The sequence below is a fragment of the Nocardioides sp. Soil774 genome, from assembly GCF_001428125.1.
Lineage (GTDB): Bacteria > Actinomycetota > Actinomycetes > Propionibacteriales > Nocardioidaceae > Nocardioides.
Map to the genome: position 1 here is coordinate 241,027 of NZ_LMSM01000008.1, position 18,764 is coordinate 259,790.

At 73.3% G+C, this 18,764-nt stretch carries 19 protein-coding genes and 1 pseudogene; 12 read left to right on the forward strand and 8 right to left on the reverse strand.

Annotated features, from left to right (window positions below; translation table 11 throughout):
• Positions 1-3 precede the first annotated feature (3 nt).
• From ASG76_RS12405 to ASG76_RS12430, 6 genes are all read left to right on the forward strand, one after another.
• Entirely contained in the window at positions 4-918 is a 915-nt protein-coding gene (locus ASG76_RS12405) for a hypothetical protein (RefSeq protein WP_056603510.1), read from the forward strand.
• Positions 908-3,139 carry a heavy metal translocating P-type ATPase gene (locus tag ASG76_RS12410; RefSeq protein WP_056603513.1) on the forward strand — a complete coding sequence of 744 codons (2,232 nt, stop codon included), beginning with the start codon at positions 908-910 and terminating at the stop codon, positions 3,137-3,139. The genes ASG76_RS12405 and ASG76_RS12410 overlap by 11 nt, the downstream gene beginning before the upstream one ends.
• Before the next feature lie 117 nt (positions 3,140-3,256).
• Entirely contained in the window at positions 3,257-3,964 is a 708-nt protein-coding gene (locus tag ASG76_RS12415; protein WP_056603516.1) for an EcsC family protein, read from the forward strand.
• Between the two features lie 95 nt (positions 3,965-4,059).
• Complete coding sequence (locus ASG76_RS12420; RefSeq protein WP_056603519.1) at positions 4,060-4,419, forward strand: hypothetical protein; 360 nt, start codon at positions 4,060-4,062, stop codon at positions 4,417-4,419.
• Positions 4,416-4,817: a hypothetical protein gene (locus tag ASG76_RS12425; protein WP_235529574.1), complete on the forward strand. Its 402-nt coding sequence runs from the start codon at positions 4,416-4,418 to the stop codon at positions 4,815-4,817. Before ASG76_RS12420 ends, ASG76_RS12425 begins: the two co-directional genes overlap by 4 nt.
• A gap of 94 nt (positions 4,818-4,911) precedes the next feature.
• A complete protein-coding gene (locus ASG76_RS12430) occupies positions 4,912-6,357 on the forward strand; it encodes a matrixin family metalloprotease (protein ID WP_157559096.1) in 1,446 nt (481 codons plus the stop codon).
• Between the two features lie 13 nt (positions 6,358-6,370).
• Here the strand turns inward: ASG76_RS12430 and ASG76_RS19865 are convergent, their stop codons facing one another.
• Both ASG76_RS19865 and ASG76_RS12435 read right to left on the reverse strand, forming a co-directional pair.
• Positions 6,371-6,673, reverse strand: coding sequence for a cation:proton antiporter regulatory subunit (locus tag ASG76_RS19865; RefSeq protein WP_414858327.1), 303 nt, complete (start codon positions 6,671-6,673; stop codon positions 6,371-6,373).
• Positions 6,674-6,700: 27 nt separating this feature from the next.
• Positions 6,701-7,561: pseudogene (locus ASG76_RS12435) on the reverse strand (ATP-grasp domain-containing protein); the annotation flags it as partial.
• 52 nt (positions 7,562-7,613) lie between these two features.
• Between ASG76_RS12435 and ASG76_RS12440 the strand changes: the two are divergent.
• From ASG76_RS12440 to ASG76_RS12455, 4 genes are all read left to right on the forward strand, one after another.
• Positions 7,614-8,105 (forward strand): ATP-dependent zinc protease, encoded by a 492-nt coding sequence (locus tag ASG76_RS12440; protein ID WP_235529576.1) that lies wholly within the window; start codon positions 7,614-7,616, stop codon positions 8,103-8,105.
• Between the two features lie 69 nt (positions 8,106-8,174).
• Positions 8,175-9,413, forward strand: coding sequence for an amidohydrolase (locus ASG76_RS12445; protein ID WP_056603530.1), 1,239 nt, complete (start codon positions 8,175-8,177; stop codon positions 9,411-9,413).
• Between the two features lie 57 nt (positions 9,414-9,470).
• Positions 9,471-10,418: a succinylglutamate desuccinylase/aspartoacylase family protein gene (locus ASG76_RS12450; protein ID WP_056603533.1), complete on the forward strand. Its 948-nt coding sequence runs from the start codon at positions 9,471-9,473 to the stop codon at positions 10,416-10,418.
• Positions 10,419-10,428: 10 nt separating this feature from the next.
• Complete coding sequence (locus ASG76_RS12455) at positions 10,429-11,625, forward strand: cysteine desulfurase-like protein (protein WP_056604431.1); 1,197 nt, start codon at positions 10,429-10,431, stop codon at positions 11,623-11,625.
• Here ASG76_RS12455 and ASG76_RS12460 read toward each other — a convergent pair.
• Together ASG76_RS12460 and ASG76_RS12465 are read right to left on the reverse strand one after the other, a co-directional pair.
• The gene (locus tag ASG76_RS12460; protein WP_056603537.1) at positions 11,606-12,460 is read right to left on the reverse strand and encodes a GNAT family N-acetyltransferase; all 855 of its coding nucleotides are present in this window, start codon (positions 12,458-12,460) and stop codon (positions 11,606-11,608) included. The two genes, ASG76_RS12455 and ASG76_RS12460, sit on opposite strands and share 20 nt — an antisense overlap.
• 43 nt (positions 12,461-12,503) lie before the next feature.
• Positions 12,504-12,695, reverse strand: coding sequence for a hypothetical protein (locus tag ASG76_RS12465; RefSeq protein WP_056603540.1), 192 nt, complete (start codon positions 12,693-12,695; stop codon positions 12,504-12,506).
• 32 nt (positions 12,696-12,727) lie between these two features.
• Here ASG76_RS12465 and ASG76_RS12470 point away from each other — a divergent pair, with 32 nt between their 5' ends.
• Entirely contained in the window at positions 12,728-13,768 is a 1,041-nt protein-coding gene (locus ASG76_RS12470; RefSeq protein WP_235529578.1) for a DNA polymerase IV, read from the forward strand.
• On the opposite strand, the gene ASG76_RS12475 is transcribed toward ASG76_RS12470, so the two are convergent.
• Genes ASG76_RS12475 through ASG76_RS12485 form a run of 3 tightly spaced genes read right to left on the reverse strand, consistent with a single transcriptional unit; the run spans position 13,765 to position 17,834 of the window.
• Positions 13,765-14,475 (reverse strand): ZIP family metal transporter, encoded by a 711-nt coding sequence (locus tag ASG76_RS12475; RefSeq protein ID WP_056603543.1) that lies wholly within the window; start codon positions 14,473-14,475, stop codon positions 13,765-13,767. The genes ASG76_RS12470 and ASG76_RS12475 overlap by 4 nt on opposite strands.
• A gap of 25 nt (positions 14,476-14,500) precedes the next feature.
• Positions 14,501-17,053, reverse strand: a complete 2,553-nt coding sequence (locus tag ASG76_RS12480; protein ID WP_056603546.1) for an ABC transporter permease — start codon at positions 17,051-17,053, stop codon at positions 14,501-14,503.
• A 1-nt stretch (position 17,054) separates the two neighbouring features.
• Positions 17,055-17,834, reverse strand: a complete 780-nt coding sequence (locus tag ASG76_RS12485; protein ID WP_056603549.1) for an ABC transporter ATP-binding protein — start codon at positions 17,832-17,834, stop codon at positions 17,055-17,057.
• A 124-nt stretch (positions 17,835-17,958) separates the two neighbouring features.
• Here ASG76_RS12485 and ASG76_RS12490 point away from each other — a divergent pair, with 124 nt between their 5' ends.
• Complete coding sequence (locus tag ASG76_RS12490) at positions 17,959-18,561, forward strand: LysE/ArgO family amino acid transporter (protein ID WP_235529582.1); 603 nt, start codon at positions 17,959-17,961, stop codon at positions 18,559-18,561.
• On the opposite strand, the gene ASG76_RS19420 is transcribed toward ASG76_RS12490, so the two are convergent.
• On the reverse strand, positions 18,558-18,728 hold the full coding sequence (locus ASG76_RS19420) for a hypothetical protein (protein WP_200948162.1): 171 nt from the start codon (positions 18,726-18,728) through the stop codon (positions 18,558-18,560). The two genes, ASG76_RS12490 and ASG76_RS19420, sit on opposite strands and share 4 nt — an antisense overlap.
• Positions 18,729-18,764: the final 36 nt, after the last annotated feature.

Below are 18,764 nucleotides of genomic sequence, written 5' to 3' on the forward strand. Positions count from 1 at the left end.
CCCATGAGCACGCCGCTGCGGGTCGCCGCCTTCGTCACCGCCCTCGTCGCCGCCTTCGCGGTGGCGTGGGGTGGAGGACGCCTCGTCGGACCGGTCGACACCGAGCCGGTGGCCGCCCACTCCGACATGGCGGGCGACCACGGAAGCGGTGCCACCGTCCCCGACGTCGGGGGGCTGACCGCCCGCGCCGACGGCTTCACCCTCGCGCTCGCCGACCGCACGCTGCCCGCAGGGCGGACCCGGCTCGACTTCCAGGTCCTCACCTCCAGCGGCCGGCCGCTGCTCGACTACACCCGCACCCACGAGAAGGACCTGCACCTCATCGTCGTACGCCGTGACCTGACGGGGTTCCAGCACGTGCACCCGACCCTCGACCGCGCGAGCGGCACCTGGTCGGTCGACGTCGACCTCACGCCCGGCGTCTGGCGCGTCGTCGCCGACCTGACCCCCGCGGGCTGGGACGGCATCACGCTCGCCGACGACGTCTCCGTGGCCGGCGAGTTCACGCCCGCCGAGCCGCCCGCCGACACCCGCACCGCGACGGTCGAGACCGCTGAGGGCACCTACACGGTCACGCTCGACGGCGACACCGCGCCGGGCGCGAGCACCGTGCTCACCACGACCGTCGAGCTCGACGGCGAGCCGGTCACCGACCTCGAGCCCTACCTCGGCGCCTACGGCCACCTGGTCGCGATCCGCGCCGGCGACCTCGGCTACCTCCACGTCCACCCCGAGGAGGGCGAGCCCGGCCCGGGCATCGACTTCGCGACCGAGTTCCCCACGCCGGGGACGTACGCGCTGTTCCTCGACTTCCAGCACCGCGGCCAGGTCCACACCGCCGCCTTCACCGTCGAGTCGGGCGGCGTGCCGTCGGGCTCCGGCGGCGACCACGAGGAAGGAGCGGGCCATGACCACTGACTCGAGCTTTGCGCAGCTCAGCGACGTCGAGCTCGCCATCACCGGCATGACCTGCGCGTCGTGCGCCAACCGCATCGAGCGCAAGCTGAACAAGCTCGAGGGCGTCACCGCGTCGGTCAACTACGCCACCGAGAAGGCCAAGGTCTCCTACCCCGGCACCGTCTCCACCGACGACCTGCTGCGCACCGTCGAGGCGGCCGGCTACGCCGCCGCGCTGCCGGCCCCGCCGTCAGCCGAGGTCGACGACGAGGTGCCCGAGCGCGATCCGCTGCTCCAGCGGCTGCTCGTCAGCACCGCGCTCAGCATCCCGGTCGTCGCGATGGCGATGGTGCCGGCGTGGCAGTTCACCTACTGGCAGTGGGCCTCGCTCGCGCTCGCCGCACCCGTCGTGGTGTGGGGCGCGCTGCCGTTCCACCGCGCCGCGTGGACCAACCTGCGCCACGGCGCGACGACCATGGACACCCTCGTCTCGGTCGGGGTGCTGGCGGCCTTCGGCTGGTCGCTGTGGGCGCTGTTCCTCGGCACCGCCGGCGAGCCCGGCATGACGCACGCGTTCCGGATCTCCATCGACCGCACGGACGGCGCGGGCAACATCTACCTCGAGGCCGCGGCCGGCGTGACGACCTTCCTGCTGGCCGGGCGCTGGCTCGAGCACCGCTCCAAGCGGCGCGCCGGTGCCGCGCTGCGGGCGCTGCTGGAGCTCGGGGCGCGTGACGTGGCGGTGCTCCGCGACGGCGTCGAGGTCAGGATCCCGACCGACCAGCTCGTCGTCGGCGACACCTTCGTCGTGCGCCCCGGGGAGAAGGTCGCGACCGACGGCGAGGTCGTCGAGGGCAGCTCCGCGGTCGACGCCTCGATGCTCACCGGCGAGTCCGTGCCCGTCGAGGTGCGACCCGGCGACGCGGTGGTCGGAGCCACCGTCAACGCCGGCGGCAGGCTCGTCGTACGCGCCACACGGGTCGGTGCCGACACCCAGCTCGCGCAGATGGCGCGGCTCGTCGAGGACGCGCAGAACGGCAAGGCCCAGGTGCAGCGCCTGGCCGACCGGATCTCCGGGGTCTTCGTGCCCGTCGTGATCGGCCTGTCCGTGGGGACGCTCGGCTTCTGGCTCGGCGCCGGCGCCGGAGCGACCGCCGCCTTCACGGCCGCCGTGGCGGTGCTGATCATCGCCTGCCCGTGCGCGCTCGGGCTGGCCACGCCGACCGCGCTGATGGTCGGCACCGGGCGCGGCGCGCAGCTCGGCATCCTCATCAAGGGCCCGGAGGTGCTCGAGTCGACGCACCGCGTGGACACGATCGTGCTCGACAAGACCGGCACCGTGACCACCGGCCAGATGACCGTCCACGAGGTGGTGGCCGCCGACGGCGAGTCCGCCGACGACGTACGCCGCCTCGCCGCCGCCCTCGAGTCGGCGTCCGAGCACCCGATCGGCCGGGCCATCGCCGCCCTCGACGAGCAGCCGCCCGCGGTCGAGGACTTCGCCAACCGTGAGGGCCTCGGCGTGCAGGGCGTGGTCGACGGGCACGCGGTGGTCGTGGGCCGGCCCAGCCTGCTCGCCGACTGGTCGCAGCACCTCACCCCGTCGCTCGCCGCCGCAGTGGAGCGGGCGCAGGCCGAGGGGCGTACGGCCGTCGCCGTCGGCTGGGACGGGGCCGCCCGCGGCGTCATCGTCGTCGGCGACACCATCAAGCCGACCTCCGCCGAGGCCATCGCGGGGCTGCGCGAGCTCGGCCTCGAGCCGGTGCTGCTGACCGGCGACAACGCGGCCGCGGCGCACCACGTCGCGCGGCAGGTCGGCATCGAGACCGTGATCGCCGACGTGCTGCCCGCCGACAAGGTCGCCGAGGTGCAGCGGCTGCAGGCCGCCGGCAAGGTCGTCGCGATGGTCGGCGACGGGGTCAACGACGCCGCCGCGCTCGCCCAGGCCGACCTGGGCCTCGCGATGGGCACCGGCACCGACGTGGCGATCGAGGCCAGCGACCTCACCCTCGTGCGCGGCGACCTGCTCGTCGCGGTCGATGCGATCCGGCTCTCGCGCCGCACGCTCGCCACGATCAAGGGCAACCTGTTCTGGGCGTTCGCCTACAACGTCGCCGCGCTGCCGCTCGCCGCCGCGGGGCTGCTCAACCCGATGCTCGCCGGTGCGGCGATGGCGTTCTCCAGCGTCTTCGTGGTGACCAACAGCCTCAGGTTGCGGGGCTTCCGGTCGGCGATCGGCTGATCGTCGCTCGGGGCGGTGCTCGAGCGGTGGTCCAGCCACACTTCGGACCGCCGGAATGCAGTTGGACCACCGCCCTAGGGGGGAGCAAGGCTGGGGCCACGTTCCTAGGGTGGGCGCATGGGACTCAAGGACCTCCTCCGCCCGGGCAGCGACGAGTCGCGGAAGACGCGCGCCGCGCTCGACGCCGCCGATGACCCGCAGCCCGACCCGGGCGCGATCGACCGGCTGGTCGAGATGCTCGTCGACGTGGGCCTCGAGGGCCGCGGGCCGATCGACCCGGTGGGCGAGGTGGCGGGCGCCGCGCTGAAGAAGGCCGGGGGCGACCCGGAGAAGGCGATCGCCGCACTGGCACGGCGTACGACCCTGACCGGCTCGATCGGCGGCTTCGTCACCGGCCTCGGCGGCTTCGTCACCATGCCGGTCTCGCTGCCGGTCAACGTCGCGGAGTTCTACCTCCAGGCCGTGCGCATGGTCGGCAGCATCGCGACGCTGCGGGGGTACGACGTCTCGGAGCCGCGGGTGCGCACCGCCATCCTGCTCACGCTGGTCGGCTCGGACTCCGACGAGGTGCTCAAGAAGGCGGGGATGACCTCGATGAGCGGTCGCGTGACGTCGTACGCCCTCAGGGGCATGCCGCCGGCCGCGCTGATGGTCGTCAACAAGGCGGTCGGCTTCCGGCTGATGCGCGGGGTGAGCGAGAAGGTGCTCTCGCGCTTCGGTCGCGGCATCCCGGTCGCCGGTGGCCTGGTCGGCGGCGGCATCGACGGCTTCATGATGAAGAAGATCGCCGACCAGGCGATGAAGGAGTTCCCGGCCGTCAGCTGAGCCCTCGGCGCCGGGCCCCCGCCAGCGTCATGGGGATCGCGGGTCCGGACCCTCGATCCCCATGACGGTGGGAGCGACCTGAGAGGATCTGCGCCGTGGACGGTCCCCTGCCCCTCGCGCTCATCGTCGCCTCGCTGGTCTTCGCGGTCGTCGTGCTCGGCTACGTCGCCCTGGGGCGCACGCCCGACTGGGCGCTGCTCGGCCTCGCCGGGCTCGTCGAGGCGGGCGCGCTCGTGCTCCTCGTGGTCGCGGCCGTGCAGGTGGGCGGCGCCGACCTGGGCGGCGCCGACGCCATCACCCTCTTCGGCTACCTCGTCGCCGCGCTGGTGCTGCTGCCGATCGGCTTCGCCTGGTCGCTGGCCGAGCGCAGCCGCGGCGCGACCGCCGTGCTGGCCGTCGCCGGGCTGACCGAGGCCTTCGTCGTCGTGCGCGCGCTGCAGGTGTGGTCGTCGTGAGCTCCACACGTGCGGGCGCCGGCCGCGTGCTCGTCGCGGTCTACGGCGTCTTCGCCCTCGCCGCCACCGCCCGATCGCTGGTGCAGCTGCTGACCAAGGCCGACGAGGCCCCGCTGGCCTACTCCCTGTCGGCGCTCGCCGGGCTCGTCTACATCGCCGCCACCCTCGGCCTCGCCGAGGTCGGGCCCGCGCCGCGGCGGCTCGCGTGGGCCGCAGTGGGCTTCGAGCTCGTGGGCGTGCTCACCGTCGGCACCCTGACGGTGCTCGACCCGGAGCTCTTCCCCGACCAGACCGTGTGGTCGGCCTACGGCGCGGGCTACGGCTGGCTGCCGCTCGTGCTGCCCTTCGCCGGCATCGCCTGGCTGCTGCGCACGCGCCCGCGCTCCTCCGACGCCTGACGGCACTCGTCCGGGCCAATCGCCGGACACCGTCGCCAGGATCGGTGAGGATCCTGTGTGACACACCTGGGGGCATCGACGAGGGGCGACGATCGTGCGCGCGACCGCTGCCCACGCGCCCACCATCGACGAAGGACGCCCGTTGACGCTCTCCCGCACCGCCGCCACCCTCACGACCGCCCTCGCGGCGTCAGCGCTCGCGCTCTCGGCCCTCACCGCCGCGCCGGCCACCGCCGGCGCGACCACCGTGAGCGTGACCCACCGGGCTGCCGCGCCGACCAGCCTGCCGGCCCGCGCGGGCCTCACGGCCCCCGGGCAGGTCGCCGTCGGGTCGAAGATCAAGGTCTCCGGCAAGGTCGCCGTCCACCGCGGGACCCGCCGCAAGGTCGGGCTCCTCGAGTCGCGAGGCGGCCGGTGGGTCCTCCTCTCGACCCGCAGGACGACCCGCAAGGGCGCCTTCGCCTTCAGCGTCGCCGCCGGGTCGAAGGTCGGCGATCGTCGGATGGCGGTCGTGGCGCCGCGCGCCCGCGGGGTCAAGGCGTACAGGAAGCGCTTCGTCGTCACGGTCACCGCGACCACGCCCCCGGTCACCACCGCCCCCACCACCGCGACCGCCGCGCTCGACAGGCCGGCGACGACGACGTACGCCGCACCCCTCACGATGTCGGGCACCGTCGGCGGCGCCCTCCCCGCGAACCGGCTCGTGGTCGTCGAGCAGGCCCTGCCCAACGGGTGGGTCGAGCTCGCCCGCACCACCTCCGGCGCCACCGGGGCGTACGCCGTCGCGCTGCCCGCCGACTTCGCGTGGACCAGCGCGGTGCGGGCGTCCGTGCCCGCCGTCCCCGGTGCGACCGCGGCCGTGTCAGGGGAGTCGACCGCCTCCGTCGCGCCGAGCTGGGCGCTGCCCGGGGACCCGAACGCGTACTCCTTCCTCGGCGGCACCCGCGCCCGCTGGAACCCGTGCGCCCCGATCCGGGTCAAGGTCAACTACGCCCAGGCCCCGCTCGCGAGCACCCGCGCCCACGTCGAGCAGGCGCTCGCCCACGTGCGGGCCGCGTCGGGCCTGGCGTTCACGATCACGGGTGACACCAACGCCTACGCCTGGCCGGCACCGGGCTATCCGGGCGCCGACGCCGAGACCGACCTGCTGATCTCGTTCGGCACCCAGGTCAACACGACGGCGGCAGTCACCGGCGGCACGATCGGCATGGGCGGCCCGACCTACTACACGACCAGCGACTCCGCGGGCCCGGTCGGACTCATCACCAAGGGGCAGGTCTTCGTCGACGTCAACCCGGCGGAGGCGACCATCACCGACGCCGTGCTGGCCAACGTGCTGCGCCACGAGATCGCCCACGCGGTCGGGGCCGGGCACTCGCAGGACAGCACCCAGGTGATGTATCCGATGGTGACGCCGGCGACGACGTTCGGAGCCGGGGACTTCACCGTCCTCAACCGCTACCTCGGCCGCGCCGCCGGATGCCTCACCATGCGCGGGGTCAACGCCCGCGCGGTGCCGCACGAGGTCGCCGCCCCCTGATCCGGAGCCTGACTCAGGACGCCTCGGGCGGCAGGTTCTTCTTCATCAGTCGGCGCACCCGCTTCTGCTTGCGGTCGGGGATCATCGAGCGCATCTCCTCGAGCTTGCCGAAGCACAGCAGCCGGTCCTCGCCCTCGAGCACCGTCTTGTTGCGCGGGTTGGGGATGACCTGGGTGCCGCGGTGCAGCGTCAGCACGGTGATGTCGCGGTCGTCGAGGCCGGACTCGCCGAGCTTCTTGCCGACCATGTCGGAGCCGCCGTGCACGACGATCTCGGCCACGCCGTAGCCGGTCGAGACGGTGAGGCGCTGGCGCACGTCGATGTCGGGGAAGGCGACCTGGTTGTCGATGTAGTCGATGATCGCGCCGGCGACGTCGAGCTTGGTCGCGGCCTCGATGCCCTCCAGGCCCGGCGAGGAGTTGACCTCCATCACCTGCGGCCCGCGCCGGCCCTCGAGCATGTCGACGCCGGCGACGCGCAGGCCCATGATCTGCGCCGACCGCACCGCCACGCGCTCGAACTCCTCGTCGAGCTCGACCGGCTCGACGCTGCCGCCGCGGTGCACGTTGGAGCGGAACTCGTCGCCCTGCGCGACCCGCCGCATCGCCGCGACCACGCGGTCGCCGACCACGAGCGCGCGGATGTCGCGGCCCTTGCTCTCCTTGACGAAGCTCTGGATCAGCACGTTCTGCCGGGTGCTCTGCAGCGTCTCGATGATCGCCTCGGCGACCTTGATCGTCGGCGCCAGGATCACGCCGATGCCCTGGGTGCCCTCGAGCAGCTTGATCACCACGGGCGCACCGCCGACGCGCTCGATCGCGGGGATCACGTCGGCGCGGTCCTGCACGAAGGTCGTGGCCGGCATCGGGATCTTGTGGCGCGACAGGATCTGCGTCGCGCGCAGCTTGTCGCGGCTGTTGGCGATGCCGTAGGAGGTGTTGGGGGTGTAGACGTCCATCTGCTCGAACTGGCGCACGACGGCGGTGCCGAAGTAGGTGATCGAGTTGCCGATGCGCGGCAGCACGGCGTCGTACGTCGACAGCTGCTTGCCGCGGAACAGCAGGTCGGGCTCCTCGCCGGTCAGGTCGATGCCGAAGCGCAGCGTGTTGAGCACCTTGACGTCGTGACCGCGCTCGACGGCGGCGGTGCGCAGGCGCTGGGTGCTGTAGGAGCGCGGGGCCCGAGAGAGGATGGCGAGCTTCATGGGGCCACATACAAGCACGCCGGCCCCACGGGCCACCTGACAAGATGGCGCCGTGTCCCAGTCCGTGAGCCAGTCCGACCCCTCCGCGCGGACCGTCGTCGGCTGGCGCGAGTGGGTCGCCCTGCCCCAGGCCGACCTCGACTGGGTCAAGGCCAAGATCGACACCGGCGCGCGGTCGTCGTCGATCCACGCCTTCGACCTCGAGGTCGTCGACGTCGACGGCGATGAGCGCGTGCGCTTCTCCATCCACCCGTGGCAGCGCTCCGACGAGGACCACGTCGAGCTGACGCTGCCGGTGCTCGACCGGCGCGAGGTGCGCAGCAGCAACGGTGCGACCGAGCAGAGGTACGCCGTCGCGATGGACGTCACCCTCGCCGGTCGCACCATCACCACGGTCATGACCCTGAGCAACCGCGACGAGATGGGCTTCCGGATGCTGATCGGGCGCGAGGCCCTCGAGCGCGGCTTCCTCGTCGACTCCGCCCTGTCCTACGCCGGCGGCCGGCCGAAGCGGGCTGTGCGGCGCAGGAACTGGGGCAGGTAGCGCCCCAGCGCCGGCTCCGCAGCCCTGGTCGCCCTTGCCCGGCGTGGACCGGAGGAGTATGCCGGGAGCATGGATCCGCGAGAGCACGTGCTGGCCGGACTCGGTGACGTCACGTCGTGGCAGGAGGAGCTCTACGTCCGCCTGCACCAGGAACCCGAGCTGTCCATGCAGGAGACCCGGACGGCAGCCGAGGTCACGCGGCGCCTCGCGTCGTTCGGCTACGAGGTGCTCCAGGTCGGCGGTGGTGTGGTCGGCGTGCTGCGCAACGGGCCGGGTCCTGTCGTGCTCTTCCGCGCCGACATGGACGCGTTGCCGGTGCGCGAGGCGACCGGACTGCCCTATGCGTCGACGAGGACCGTCGTCGACCACGACGGCGCCACCGTCCCCGTCATGCATGCCTGTGGGCACGACGTCCACGTCGTCGCGGCGCTGGGGGCGGCGTGCCTCCTGGCCGAGCGCCGTGACACCTGGTCCGGGACACACGTCGCCCTGTTCCAGCCCGGGGAGGAGACCGCGGCGGGCGCACACTCGATGGTCGAGGACGGCCTGGTGGACAAGGTCCCGAGGCCCGACGTGGCGTTCGGGCAGCACGTCCTCACCGAGCCGGCCGCCGGAGAGGTCGCCATCGCAGCGGGTCCCGTGCTGTCCACGGGTGCCTGCGTCCGGGTGAAGGTGTTCGGCCGCGGCAGCCACGGGTCGATGCCGCACCTGGGCGTCGACCCGGTCGTGCTGGGCGCATCCATCGTCACGAGGTTGCAGACCGTCGTGGCACGGGAGGTGGCGCCCGGCGACTTCGCGGTGCTCACCGTCGGCAGCCTGCAGGCGGGCACCAAGGCCAACATCATCCCCGACGACGCCACCCTGCTCCTCAACCTCCGCGCCTACGACCTCACCGTGCGTGACCGGCTGCGCGCCGCGATCGAGCGCATCGTGCACGCCGAGTGTGACGCGTCCGGCTGCCCCCGGCCTCCGGAGATCGAGCTCTACGAGACCTATCCCCTCACCGACAACGACACCGAGGTCACCGCGAGGGTCACCGCGGCGTTCGTCGACCACTTCGGCGAGCACCGGGTCAGGCACCTCGACCCCGTCACCGCGTCGGAGGACTTCAGCGTGATCCCCGACGCGTTCGGCGTCCCCTACGCCTACTGGGGGTTCGGTGGGTTCACCGCCGACCAGGAGCCGGTCCCCAACCACAACCCCGGCTTCGCACCGGCCATGCAACCCACGCTCGCCACCGGCACGGAGGCGGCCGTCACCGCGGTGCTGGCCTGGCTGGGACGTCCGGCCGTGAGCGCCGACCGCTGACGCCGGGCACTACCCTGAGCCCGTGACCGTCGCCGCCCGCTCCCGCCAGGTGAGCTAGTGGCGCGCGAGTCCTTCGGCATCGGCGGCGTGCGGATCCGCGCCGGCTCGGTGCGGGCCCTCGAGCTGCCGATCACCCGGCTGGTCACCGGCGCCGACGTCACCCTGCCGGTCCGTGTGGTCCACGGCCGCGAGGACGGGCCGTGCGTGTGGATCGACGCCGCCATCCACGGCGACGAGGTCGTGGGGGTCGAGGTGGTGCGCCAGGTGATGGCGGGCCTGGACCCCAAGACCTTCCGCGGCACGCTGGTCGCGGTGCCGGTCGTCAACGTGCTCGGCTTCATGACCGGCGACCGCTACCTGCCCGACCGGCGCGACCTCAACCGCTCCTTCCCGGGCTCCGCGCGCGGCTCACTCGCCAGCCGGATCGCGCACCTCTTCATGCGCGAGATCGTCGCCGGCTGCGAGGTCGGCATCGACCTGCACACCGGCTCCGACCGCCGCAGCAACCTGCCCCAGATCCGTGCCGACCTCGACGACGAGCGCACCCGCGAGCTCGCCGCGGCCTTCGGCGCACCGGTGATGCTCCACGCCAAGATCCGCGACGGCTCCCTGCGCCACGCCGCCCGCGAGCAGGGCGCGAAGGTGCTGCTCTACGAGGCCGGCGAGCCCCTGCGGTTCGACTCCTACGCCGTCGACGCCGGCGTCATCGGCGTACGCCGTGTGCTGGCCGCGCTCGGCATGACCGAGCCGGTCGACGAGTCGGCCGCCGAGCCGAGCCTCGAGTGCCGCAGCAGCGGCTGGGTGCGCGCGCGGCGCACCGGCATCCTGCACCTCGACGTCGCGCTGGGCCAGAAGGTCAGTGACGGCGAGCGCCTCGGCACCCTCTTCGACTCCTTCGGCAAGACGCTGCGCGCGGTCTACGCCAACCGCGACGGCATCGTGATCGGTCGCACCGAGGCCCCGCTGGTCAACTCCGGCGACGCGGTCGTGCACATCGCCAACTAGCGTGCGGAGCATGACCTTCGACGTGGCCGACTTCCGCAGCGGCTTCCCCTCCCTCGCCTCCGGCATCGCCCACTTCGACAACCCCGGCGGCACGCAGACCCCGGCCGTCGTGGGAGAGGCGATCATGCGCACGATCACCGGTCCGCTGTCGCAGCGCGGCAGCGCCACGGTCAGCCTGCGCAACGCCGAGGAGACCGTGAGCGGCTTCCGCTCGGCCATCGCCGACCTGGTCGGCGGGGTGCCCGAGGGCGTGGTCCACGGCCGCAGCGCCACCGCGCTGACGTACGACTTCTCCCGCACGCTGGCGCGCACCTGGTCGCCCGGCGACGAGGTCGTGGTGTGCGAGCTCGACCACGACTCCAACGTGCGGCCGTGGGTCCAGGCGGCCGAGCGTGCCGGCGCCACGGTGAGGTGGCTGCGGCTCGACCCGACCACCGGCGAGCTCGACCTCGCCTCGCTCGACGCGATCACCTCGAGGACGCGGCTGGTCGCCCTCACCGCGGCGTCCAACCTGCTCGGCACCCGCCCGCCGGTCGCGACCGTCGCCGCGCGGGCCCACGAGGTGGGCGCGCTGGTGCACGTCGACGCGGTGCACCACGCCGCGCACGCCGCGCCCGACCTCGACGCGATGGGCGCCGACTTCCTGGTCTGCTCGCCCTACAAGTTCTTCGGGCCGCACTGCGGCGCGCTCGTCGCCGATCCCGCCCTGCTCGAGACGCTGCGCCCCGACAAGCTGTTGCCGTCGAGCGACGCCGTGCCCGAGCGCTTCGAGCTCGGCACCCTGCCCTACGAGCTGCTGGCCGGCGCCGCGGCGGCGGTCGACGTGATCGCCTCGGTCGACACCGGCGCGACGCGACGCGAGCGGCTGGTCTCGGCGGCCGCGGCCATCGCGGCGCACGAGCTGCGGCTGCGCGGGCGCATCGAGGAGGGCCTCCTGGGCCTCGGCGACCGGCTCGACCTGCACTCCCGCGCCGCGGACCGCACCTCGACGCTGTTCCTGACGCTCCGAGACCGCTCGCCCGCCGACGCCTTCGCCTTCCTGGCGGAGCGCGACGTGCTGGTCCCGGCCGGCACGTTCTACGCCCACGAGACCTTCCGCGCGCTGGGCCTCCCGGTCGACTCCGGCCTGCGGATCGGGCTCGCGGCCTACACCGACGACGCGGAGGTGGACCGGCTGCTCGAGGGACTCAGCGACTTCCTCGGCTGAGTCGCCACGTGCGGGTGCGGGCGCCCGGGCGGAAGCCGATGCCCTGGTAGAGCCGCGCGGGTGCGGGGTAGTCGTCGTCGCCGCGCGGGCACACCAGGCCCTGCGTCGCGCCGAGCTCGCGGGCCGCGGTCAGCGCCGACACCGACGCGGCCGTGGCCAGCCCGAGGCGGCGGTGCTCCTCGACGCAGCCGACCGGCTCGACCAGCGCCACCCCGGTCTCCTCGTCCAGCCACACGCAGCACGACGCCACCCACGCACCGTCGGGCGCGATGACGACGTGGTCGGTCCCGGGTCGGTAGGGCGGCGTGGCCATCAGCCGGCGGTACGCCGTGCCGGTCACCCGTGACGTCGCCGACCAGGCGGCGCGGTGCACCGCGGCCCGCTCCTCGTGCTCGCCCGGCGCCACCGCGCGGACGGCGTACGCCTCGGGGAGGGAGACGGGCGGCAGGTCGGCCAGGTCGAGGAGGTGGTGGGTGAACCACGGCAGCTCGACCTCCCCGAAACCAGCGGCGCCGAGCACCTGGACCACCGCGGTCTCGGTCTCGAGGGTGCTGGCGTGCACCTCGTCGTCGGCCTCCTCGAGCGCCGCCGCGACGACCGCCTCGACGGACGCCGGGTCGGTGCCGCAGACCTCCAGCCAGTCGCGCGACTCCAGCCACGCCCACGCGTCGTCGGCGGCGAACACCGGTCCCAGGTCGAGGACGTCGGGCTCGCCGTAGGCCGCCGACCAGGCCAGCTGGCCGGGGTGGTGGCGCGCCTCGGGGGTCCAGAGCCGGGAGGACAGGGCCTGCATGCGCGGCAGCGCGTCCTCGACGTCGAGGCGCTCGGGGGTCATGGCCGCACTCTGGCAGCCCGGTCGTCCCCGGCGCGCGGGGTTTTCAGTCCTCGTGGGCGCGGGAGTCGACCTCGTCGGTGTCGACGGTGTCACCGACCTCCGCGTTGCCCTCGGGCTCCGCGTCGAGCGCGCGCCGGCGGTCCTCGTCGCTGACCCGCTCGCCGGCGCCCGGGAAGGCCGACTCCTCGGGGTGCGTGGCGTAGGGGTCGGGCCCGGTCTGGTCGTCGCTCGTCATGTCTCGACCGTACGACCCGCCACAATGACCGGGTGACCCACTGGGTGCTCCACGTCGACATGGACCAGTTCCTGGTCGCCGTCGAGCTGCTGCGCCGCCCCGAGCTGGTCGGCCTGCCGGTGGTGGTCGGCGGCCGCGGCGACCCGACCGAGCGGGCGGTGGTGTCGACGGCGTCCTACGAGGCGCGCGCCCACGGCGTCCGCAGCGGGCTCGCGCTGCGGCTGGCGAAGCGGCGCTGCCCCGACGCGGTGTTCCTGCCGGTGGACCGCCCGGTCTACGAGGAGGCCTCGGCGCGGGTGATGGAGACCCTGCGCGCCACGCCGGGCGCGGTGGTGGAGGTGCTCGGCTGGGACGAGGCGTTCGTCGGCATCGAGACCGACGACCCGCTCGCGGCCGCACGCGCGATCCAGGCAGCGGTGCTGGAGGCGACCGGCCTGCACTGCTCGGTCGGCATCGGGGACACGCTGGTGCGGGCGAAGATCGCCACCGACTTCGGCAAGCCGCAGGGCACCTTCCGGCTCACCCGCGACAACTGGATGGAGGTCATGGGCGAGCGACCGACCACCGCGCTGTGGGGCATCGGCGCGAAGATCGCGGCCCGGCTGGAGGCGATCGGCATCCGCACCGTCGCCGACCTCGCCGCGGCTGACGAGGACTCGCTGGTCGCCGCCTTCGGACCCGCCAGCGGCGCGCACCTCGGGCGCCTCGGGCGCGGCGGTGGTCGCTCGCGTCCCGACGACACCCCGTGGGTGCCCCGAGCCCACGGGCGCGAGACGACCTACCAGTCCGACCTGGTCGGCGCCGACGAGGTGCGCGCGGCCCTGGCCGAGCTCGCGGCGCGGGTCGTCGACGACGTACGCCTCGAGGAGCGGGCGGTGCAGCGGGTGCACCTCAAGGTGCGCTTCGCGCCGTTCTTCACGTTCACCAAGGTGCGCAAGCTGCCCGAGCCGACCTTCGACGCCGACGTCGTCACGCAGACGGCGTACGACCTCTACCTCGCGCTGGGCGACGACCGGCCGGTCCGGTTGCTCGGGGTGCGCGGGGAGATGGTGGCGCCGGAGGGCGGCTACTAGCCACCGAGCAGCGACAGGCCCGCGGCGAGCGCGAACCCGACCACCGTCGCGAGCCCGGCGAGGTCCTTCGCCTTCTCCTTGGCCTCCGGCACCATCGAGTCGATCAGCATGGTCAGCAGCGCGCCCGCGGCGAAGCCGTCGATGAAGGCCTGGCCCTCGCTCGACACCACGTCCGACAGCGCGGCGCCGCCGACCGTCGCGGCCGCGCAGAAGGCAGCGACGACGGCCCACAGCCCGACGATCGACCTCGCCGACCTGCCGCCGGTGCGCATGTCGGAGGCCGACCCGATCGCCTCGGGCAGGTTGGAGGCGAAGATCGCGACCATCAGGGCGACGCTGACCCCGCCGCCCGCGGCGATGCCGATCCCGAGGACGGCCTGCTCCGGGATGCCGTCGAGGAGGGCCCCGACGGCGAGCGGCGCGCCCGCCGACGACCCACCCTTGCGTCCGCCCCACCGCTCGACGAGCCGGTCGGCTGCGAAGTAGGTCAGCCCGCCGAGGGCGAGCCCGATCGCGACGGCGTACGCACTGCCGATGCGCAGGCCCTCCTCGGCCAGCTCGAAGGAGACGCTGGCGATCAGCGCGCCCGCGCCGAAGCCCAGCACCAGCCCGACGACCCGTGGCGACCAGGACCGCACGAGCGCGAGGACCGCGCCGACCACCAGGGAGCTGGCGGCCAGCGCTCCCCACCCGAGGGACTCGATCACGCGGTGATCATGCCAGTCGCCGCAGTCACTCGGTGGCGATGGCGTCCAGCACCTTCATCCGCGAGGCGCGCACGGCCGGCACGATCGCGGCCAGCACCCCGAAGATCACCGCGACGACGAGGAACACCAGCAGGCTGGTGAGCGGCAGCGAGAGCTCGGTCAGGTCGTCCTTGAGCGACTCGCGGAGCACCACCCCGATCACCAGGCCGAGCACCATCCCCAGCACCGCACCGAGCAGCGCGATCGCCACCGACTCCAGCGTGATCATGGTGCGCAGCCGGCGTCGCGACAGGCCGACCGCGCGGAGCAGGCCGATCTCGCGGGTGCGCTCCAGGACGCTCAGGCCGAGGGTGTTGACGATGCCGATCACGGCGATGATCACGGCGAGGGCGAGCAGGCCGTAGATGACGTAGAGCAGCTGGTTGACCTGGCCGCTGATGAGCTCCTTGAACTCCTGCTTGTCCTGCACCGAGAGGATCGGCAGGTCCTTCACCACGTCGTCGAGGTCGCGCTTGACCAGCGCGCGGTCGGCGCCGTCGGCGACCATGATGCTCACCGTCGAGTCGCTGCGCTTGAGCCCGGCGTCGCTCAGCACCGAGAGCGGGAAGGTCATCCCGCCGGTCGTCGGGGTGTCCTCGAAGACACCCTGCACCTCGAGGGGGATCTTCTTCCCGCCGGGGAACTCCACCTCCACGGTGTCGCCGACACCGGCGTCGAGGTCGTCGGCGCGGCTCTCGCTGAGCAGCGTCTGGTGCCCGGTGATCGTGTCGGTGCCGTCGAGCATCGTGAGCTCGTAGATCTCGAAGAAGCCCTGGTCGACCCCGATCGCGAAGCTCTGGTCGGGCTTGCCGTCGACCTCGACCGACACCGGCGTGCCCTGCTGGCGCGAGACGAGCGAGACGCCGTCGACCTTCTCCATCCGGTCGCCGAACTGGGCCGGGAAGCCCTGGAAGGTCGGGGTCTGCACCAGGAAGTCGCTGGTGAACTGCTCGTCGACGACCGCGTCGTTGGTCGCGCTCAGCGACGAGGCGAGCACCCCCACGGCAGAGACGACCGCGAGGCCGATCATCAGCGCGGAGGCGGTGGCACCCGTACGCCGCGGGTTGCGCAGCGCGTTCTCGCCCGCGAGCCGCCCGGCGGTGCCGAACAGCCGGCCGAAGACCACGCGGCAGGCCACGAGCACTGGCTTGCCGACGACCGGGGCGAGCACCGCGGTCGTGATCACCCAGATGACCGCGCCCGCGCCGATCCAGATGGCGTCGGTGCCGGGAGCACCGGCCAGGCCGGCCGCGGCCAGGGCGACGCCGACGACCATCGCGATCGTCCCAAGCACCAGCCGGCGGCCCATCCCCTTCTCCTGCACGACGAGGTCGTCGCGCATCGCGGCGACCGGCGGCACCTTGGCGGCCCGGCGGGCCGGGACGAAGGCCGCGACCATGGTGACGAGGATGCCGACGACGTAGCCGGCCACGACCGTGAAGGGTGTCAGGGTCAGCACGTCACCGGCGATGTCCAGGCCGAACGAGCGGAACAGACCGGCCAGGAGCCGCGAGAGCCCGAGGCCCAGCAGCAGGCCGAGGGTCGAGCCCACCAGCGCCATCAGGAACGCCTCGACGAGCACCGAGCGGGTCACCTGCCTCTTGCTCGCCCCGAGGGCACGCAGCAGCGCGGACTCGCGCACGCGCTGGGAGACCAGGATCGAGAAGGTGTTGAAGATGATGAAGGCGCCGACCACGATCGCGATCACGGCGAAGGTGGTCAGGAAGATCGAGATGACGTCGAGGAACTGGCCGATCTGCTCCTGGGTCTCCTTGACGACCTTGTCGCCCGTCACCGCGGTGAAGCCGTCGGGCACGACCGCGTCGGCCGCCTTGGCCAGCGCGGCCTGCGAGACACCGTCGGCACCGGTCAGGGCGACGCTGGTGAAGGCGTCCTGGCCGTCGAGGAAGATCTCCTGGGCCTCCGCGGTGTCGAGCAGCACGAGGGTCGCGCCGGCCGTGCCGCCGCCGTTGAAGTCGGCGGTGCCGACGAGGGTGAACTTCCGCATCGTCTCCGCGGTCGGCACGACCATCGTGACGGTGTCACCGACCTCGTAGCCGCCACGCTCGGCCGACGAGGTGTCGAGGGTGATCTCGCCCGGCTCGGAGGGCCAGCCTCCCGCGGACAGCTCGAGCACCTGGTCCCCGGCCATGTTCTCGCTCGGGGCGTAGTTGAAGGCGAGGGTCGGGGCGCCCTGGCCGCCGACCAGCTTGCCGTCCTGGCCGAGCAGGAAGGATCCGATGCCGTCGACGGAGCCGACCGCGTCGGCCACCTCCGGCAGTGCGGACAGCTTGTCGACGTCGGCGGGGGTGATCACCTGGTCGGTGCCGACCCCGGCGCTCGTCGCCTGCACCTCCCCGGCAGGGCGTACGACGGCGTCGGAGGTCGAGCCGTTGACGATGTTGTCGAAGGTGGCGTTGAGGCCGGTGCTGAAGGTCATCACCCCGGCCAGGAAGCCGATGCCCAGCACGATCGCGAGCGCGCTCATCAGCAGGCGCACCTTGCGAGCCAGCAGGTTGCGCCAGGTCAGGCGGAGCATGTCAGCCCGCCGCCTTCGCGGCCGCGGCGTCCTGGAGGCCCACCATCTTCTCGAGGATCTGGTCACGGTCGGGCTCGCGGAGCTCGTCGACGACCCGGCCGTCGGCGAGGAAGATCACGCGGTCGGTCCAGGACGCGGCGACCGGGTCGTGGGTCACCATGACCACGGTCTGGCCGAACTCGTCGACGCTGCGCCGCAGGAAGCCGAGCACCTCGGCGCTGCTGGTGGAGTCGAGGTTGCCGGTCGGCTCGTCGGCGAAGACGATGCGCGGCTGGCTGACCAGCGCGCGGGCGCACGCCACGCGCTGCTGCTGGCCGCCCGACATCTCCGAGGGGCGGTGGCCCAGCCGCGGCCGCAGGCCCACGGCGTCGACCACCTGGTCGAACCAGGCCCGGTCGGGCTTGCGGCCGGCGAGGTCGAGCGGCAGCAGGATGTTCTCCTCCGCGGTCAGCGTCGGCACGAGGTTGAAGGACTGGAAGACGAAGCCGACCCGCTCGCGGCGCAGCGTGGTGAGCTCCTTGTCCTTGAGCCGGCCCAGCGACGTGCCGTCGACGACCGCCTCCCCCGAGGTGGGGGTGTCCAGGGCCGCCAGGCAGTGCATCAGCGTCGACTTGCCCGAGCCCGAGGGCCCCATCACGGCGGTGAACTCGCCCTGCATCAAGTCGATGGTGACGCCGTCGAGGGCGCGCACCTCGGCCTCGCCGCTGCCGTAGGTCTTGACCAGGTCGTACGCGCTCGCTGCGACGCCGTGCGCCGCTCCCCCCAGGGTCTGCTCCGTCATGTCGGCAAGTCTGGCAGGGCCGCGAAGTGCCGGGCCATGGGATAAGGCCCCCACCCGACCCTGACATGTGTCAGGGGTCGACCGGGGTCGCGGGTGCCTCCCGCGGAGCCCCTAGGTTGGCCCCGTGGGAGACGTGGTGGCGGGACTGCTGACCGGCCTGTCGCTGATCGTCGCGATCGGTGCGCAGAACGCGTTCGTGCTCCGGCAGGGCCTGCGCCGCAGCCACGTCGGCCTGGTGGTCGCGATCTGCGCGCTCTCCGACGTGGTGCTGATCGTGGCCGGGGTCGCCGGCATCGGCGTGGTCCTCGACCGCGCGCCGGTCGCGGTCGACGTGGTGCGCTGGCTCGGGGTCGCGTTCCTCACCGTCTACGGCGTGACCTCCCTGCTCCGGGCGCGGCACCCGCAGGCGCTCACCGTGGGCGAGGAGGTCGTCGAGCGCCGCGGCCCGGTCGCGGCCCGCGCGGTCGCGCTGACCTGGCTCAACCCCCACGTCTACCTCGACACGGTGCTCCTGCTCGGCTCGATCGCCGGCACCCACGGCGCACCCGGTCGCTGGTGGTTCGCGCTCGGCGCGTGCGTGGCCAGCGTGGCGTGGTTCAGCGCGCTGGCGTACGGCGCCCGCCTGGCCGCGCCGCGCCTCGCGAGCCCGCGTGCCTGGCAGGTGCTCGACGTGCTGGTCGGCGTGGTGATGCTCGCGATCGCGGTGCGCCTGGCCCTGAGAGGCTAACCAGCAGTGTCCTCGCGGGCGAGCGCCTCGTCGTGGCGCCTGTGCAGCCGCTCGCGGATCTCGCCGGCGTCGTAGTGGCGGCGTACGCGCTCGTCACGCGCGACGGCCGCGCCGGTGGCGACCCCGGCCAGGATCCCGGCGAGGCCGAGCAGCTTCCACACGCGCATGTCGCGAGAGTAGCCCTCGGCCGAGGAGCGGTGGGG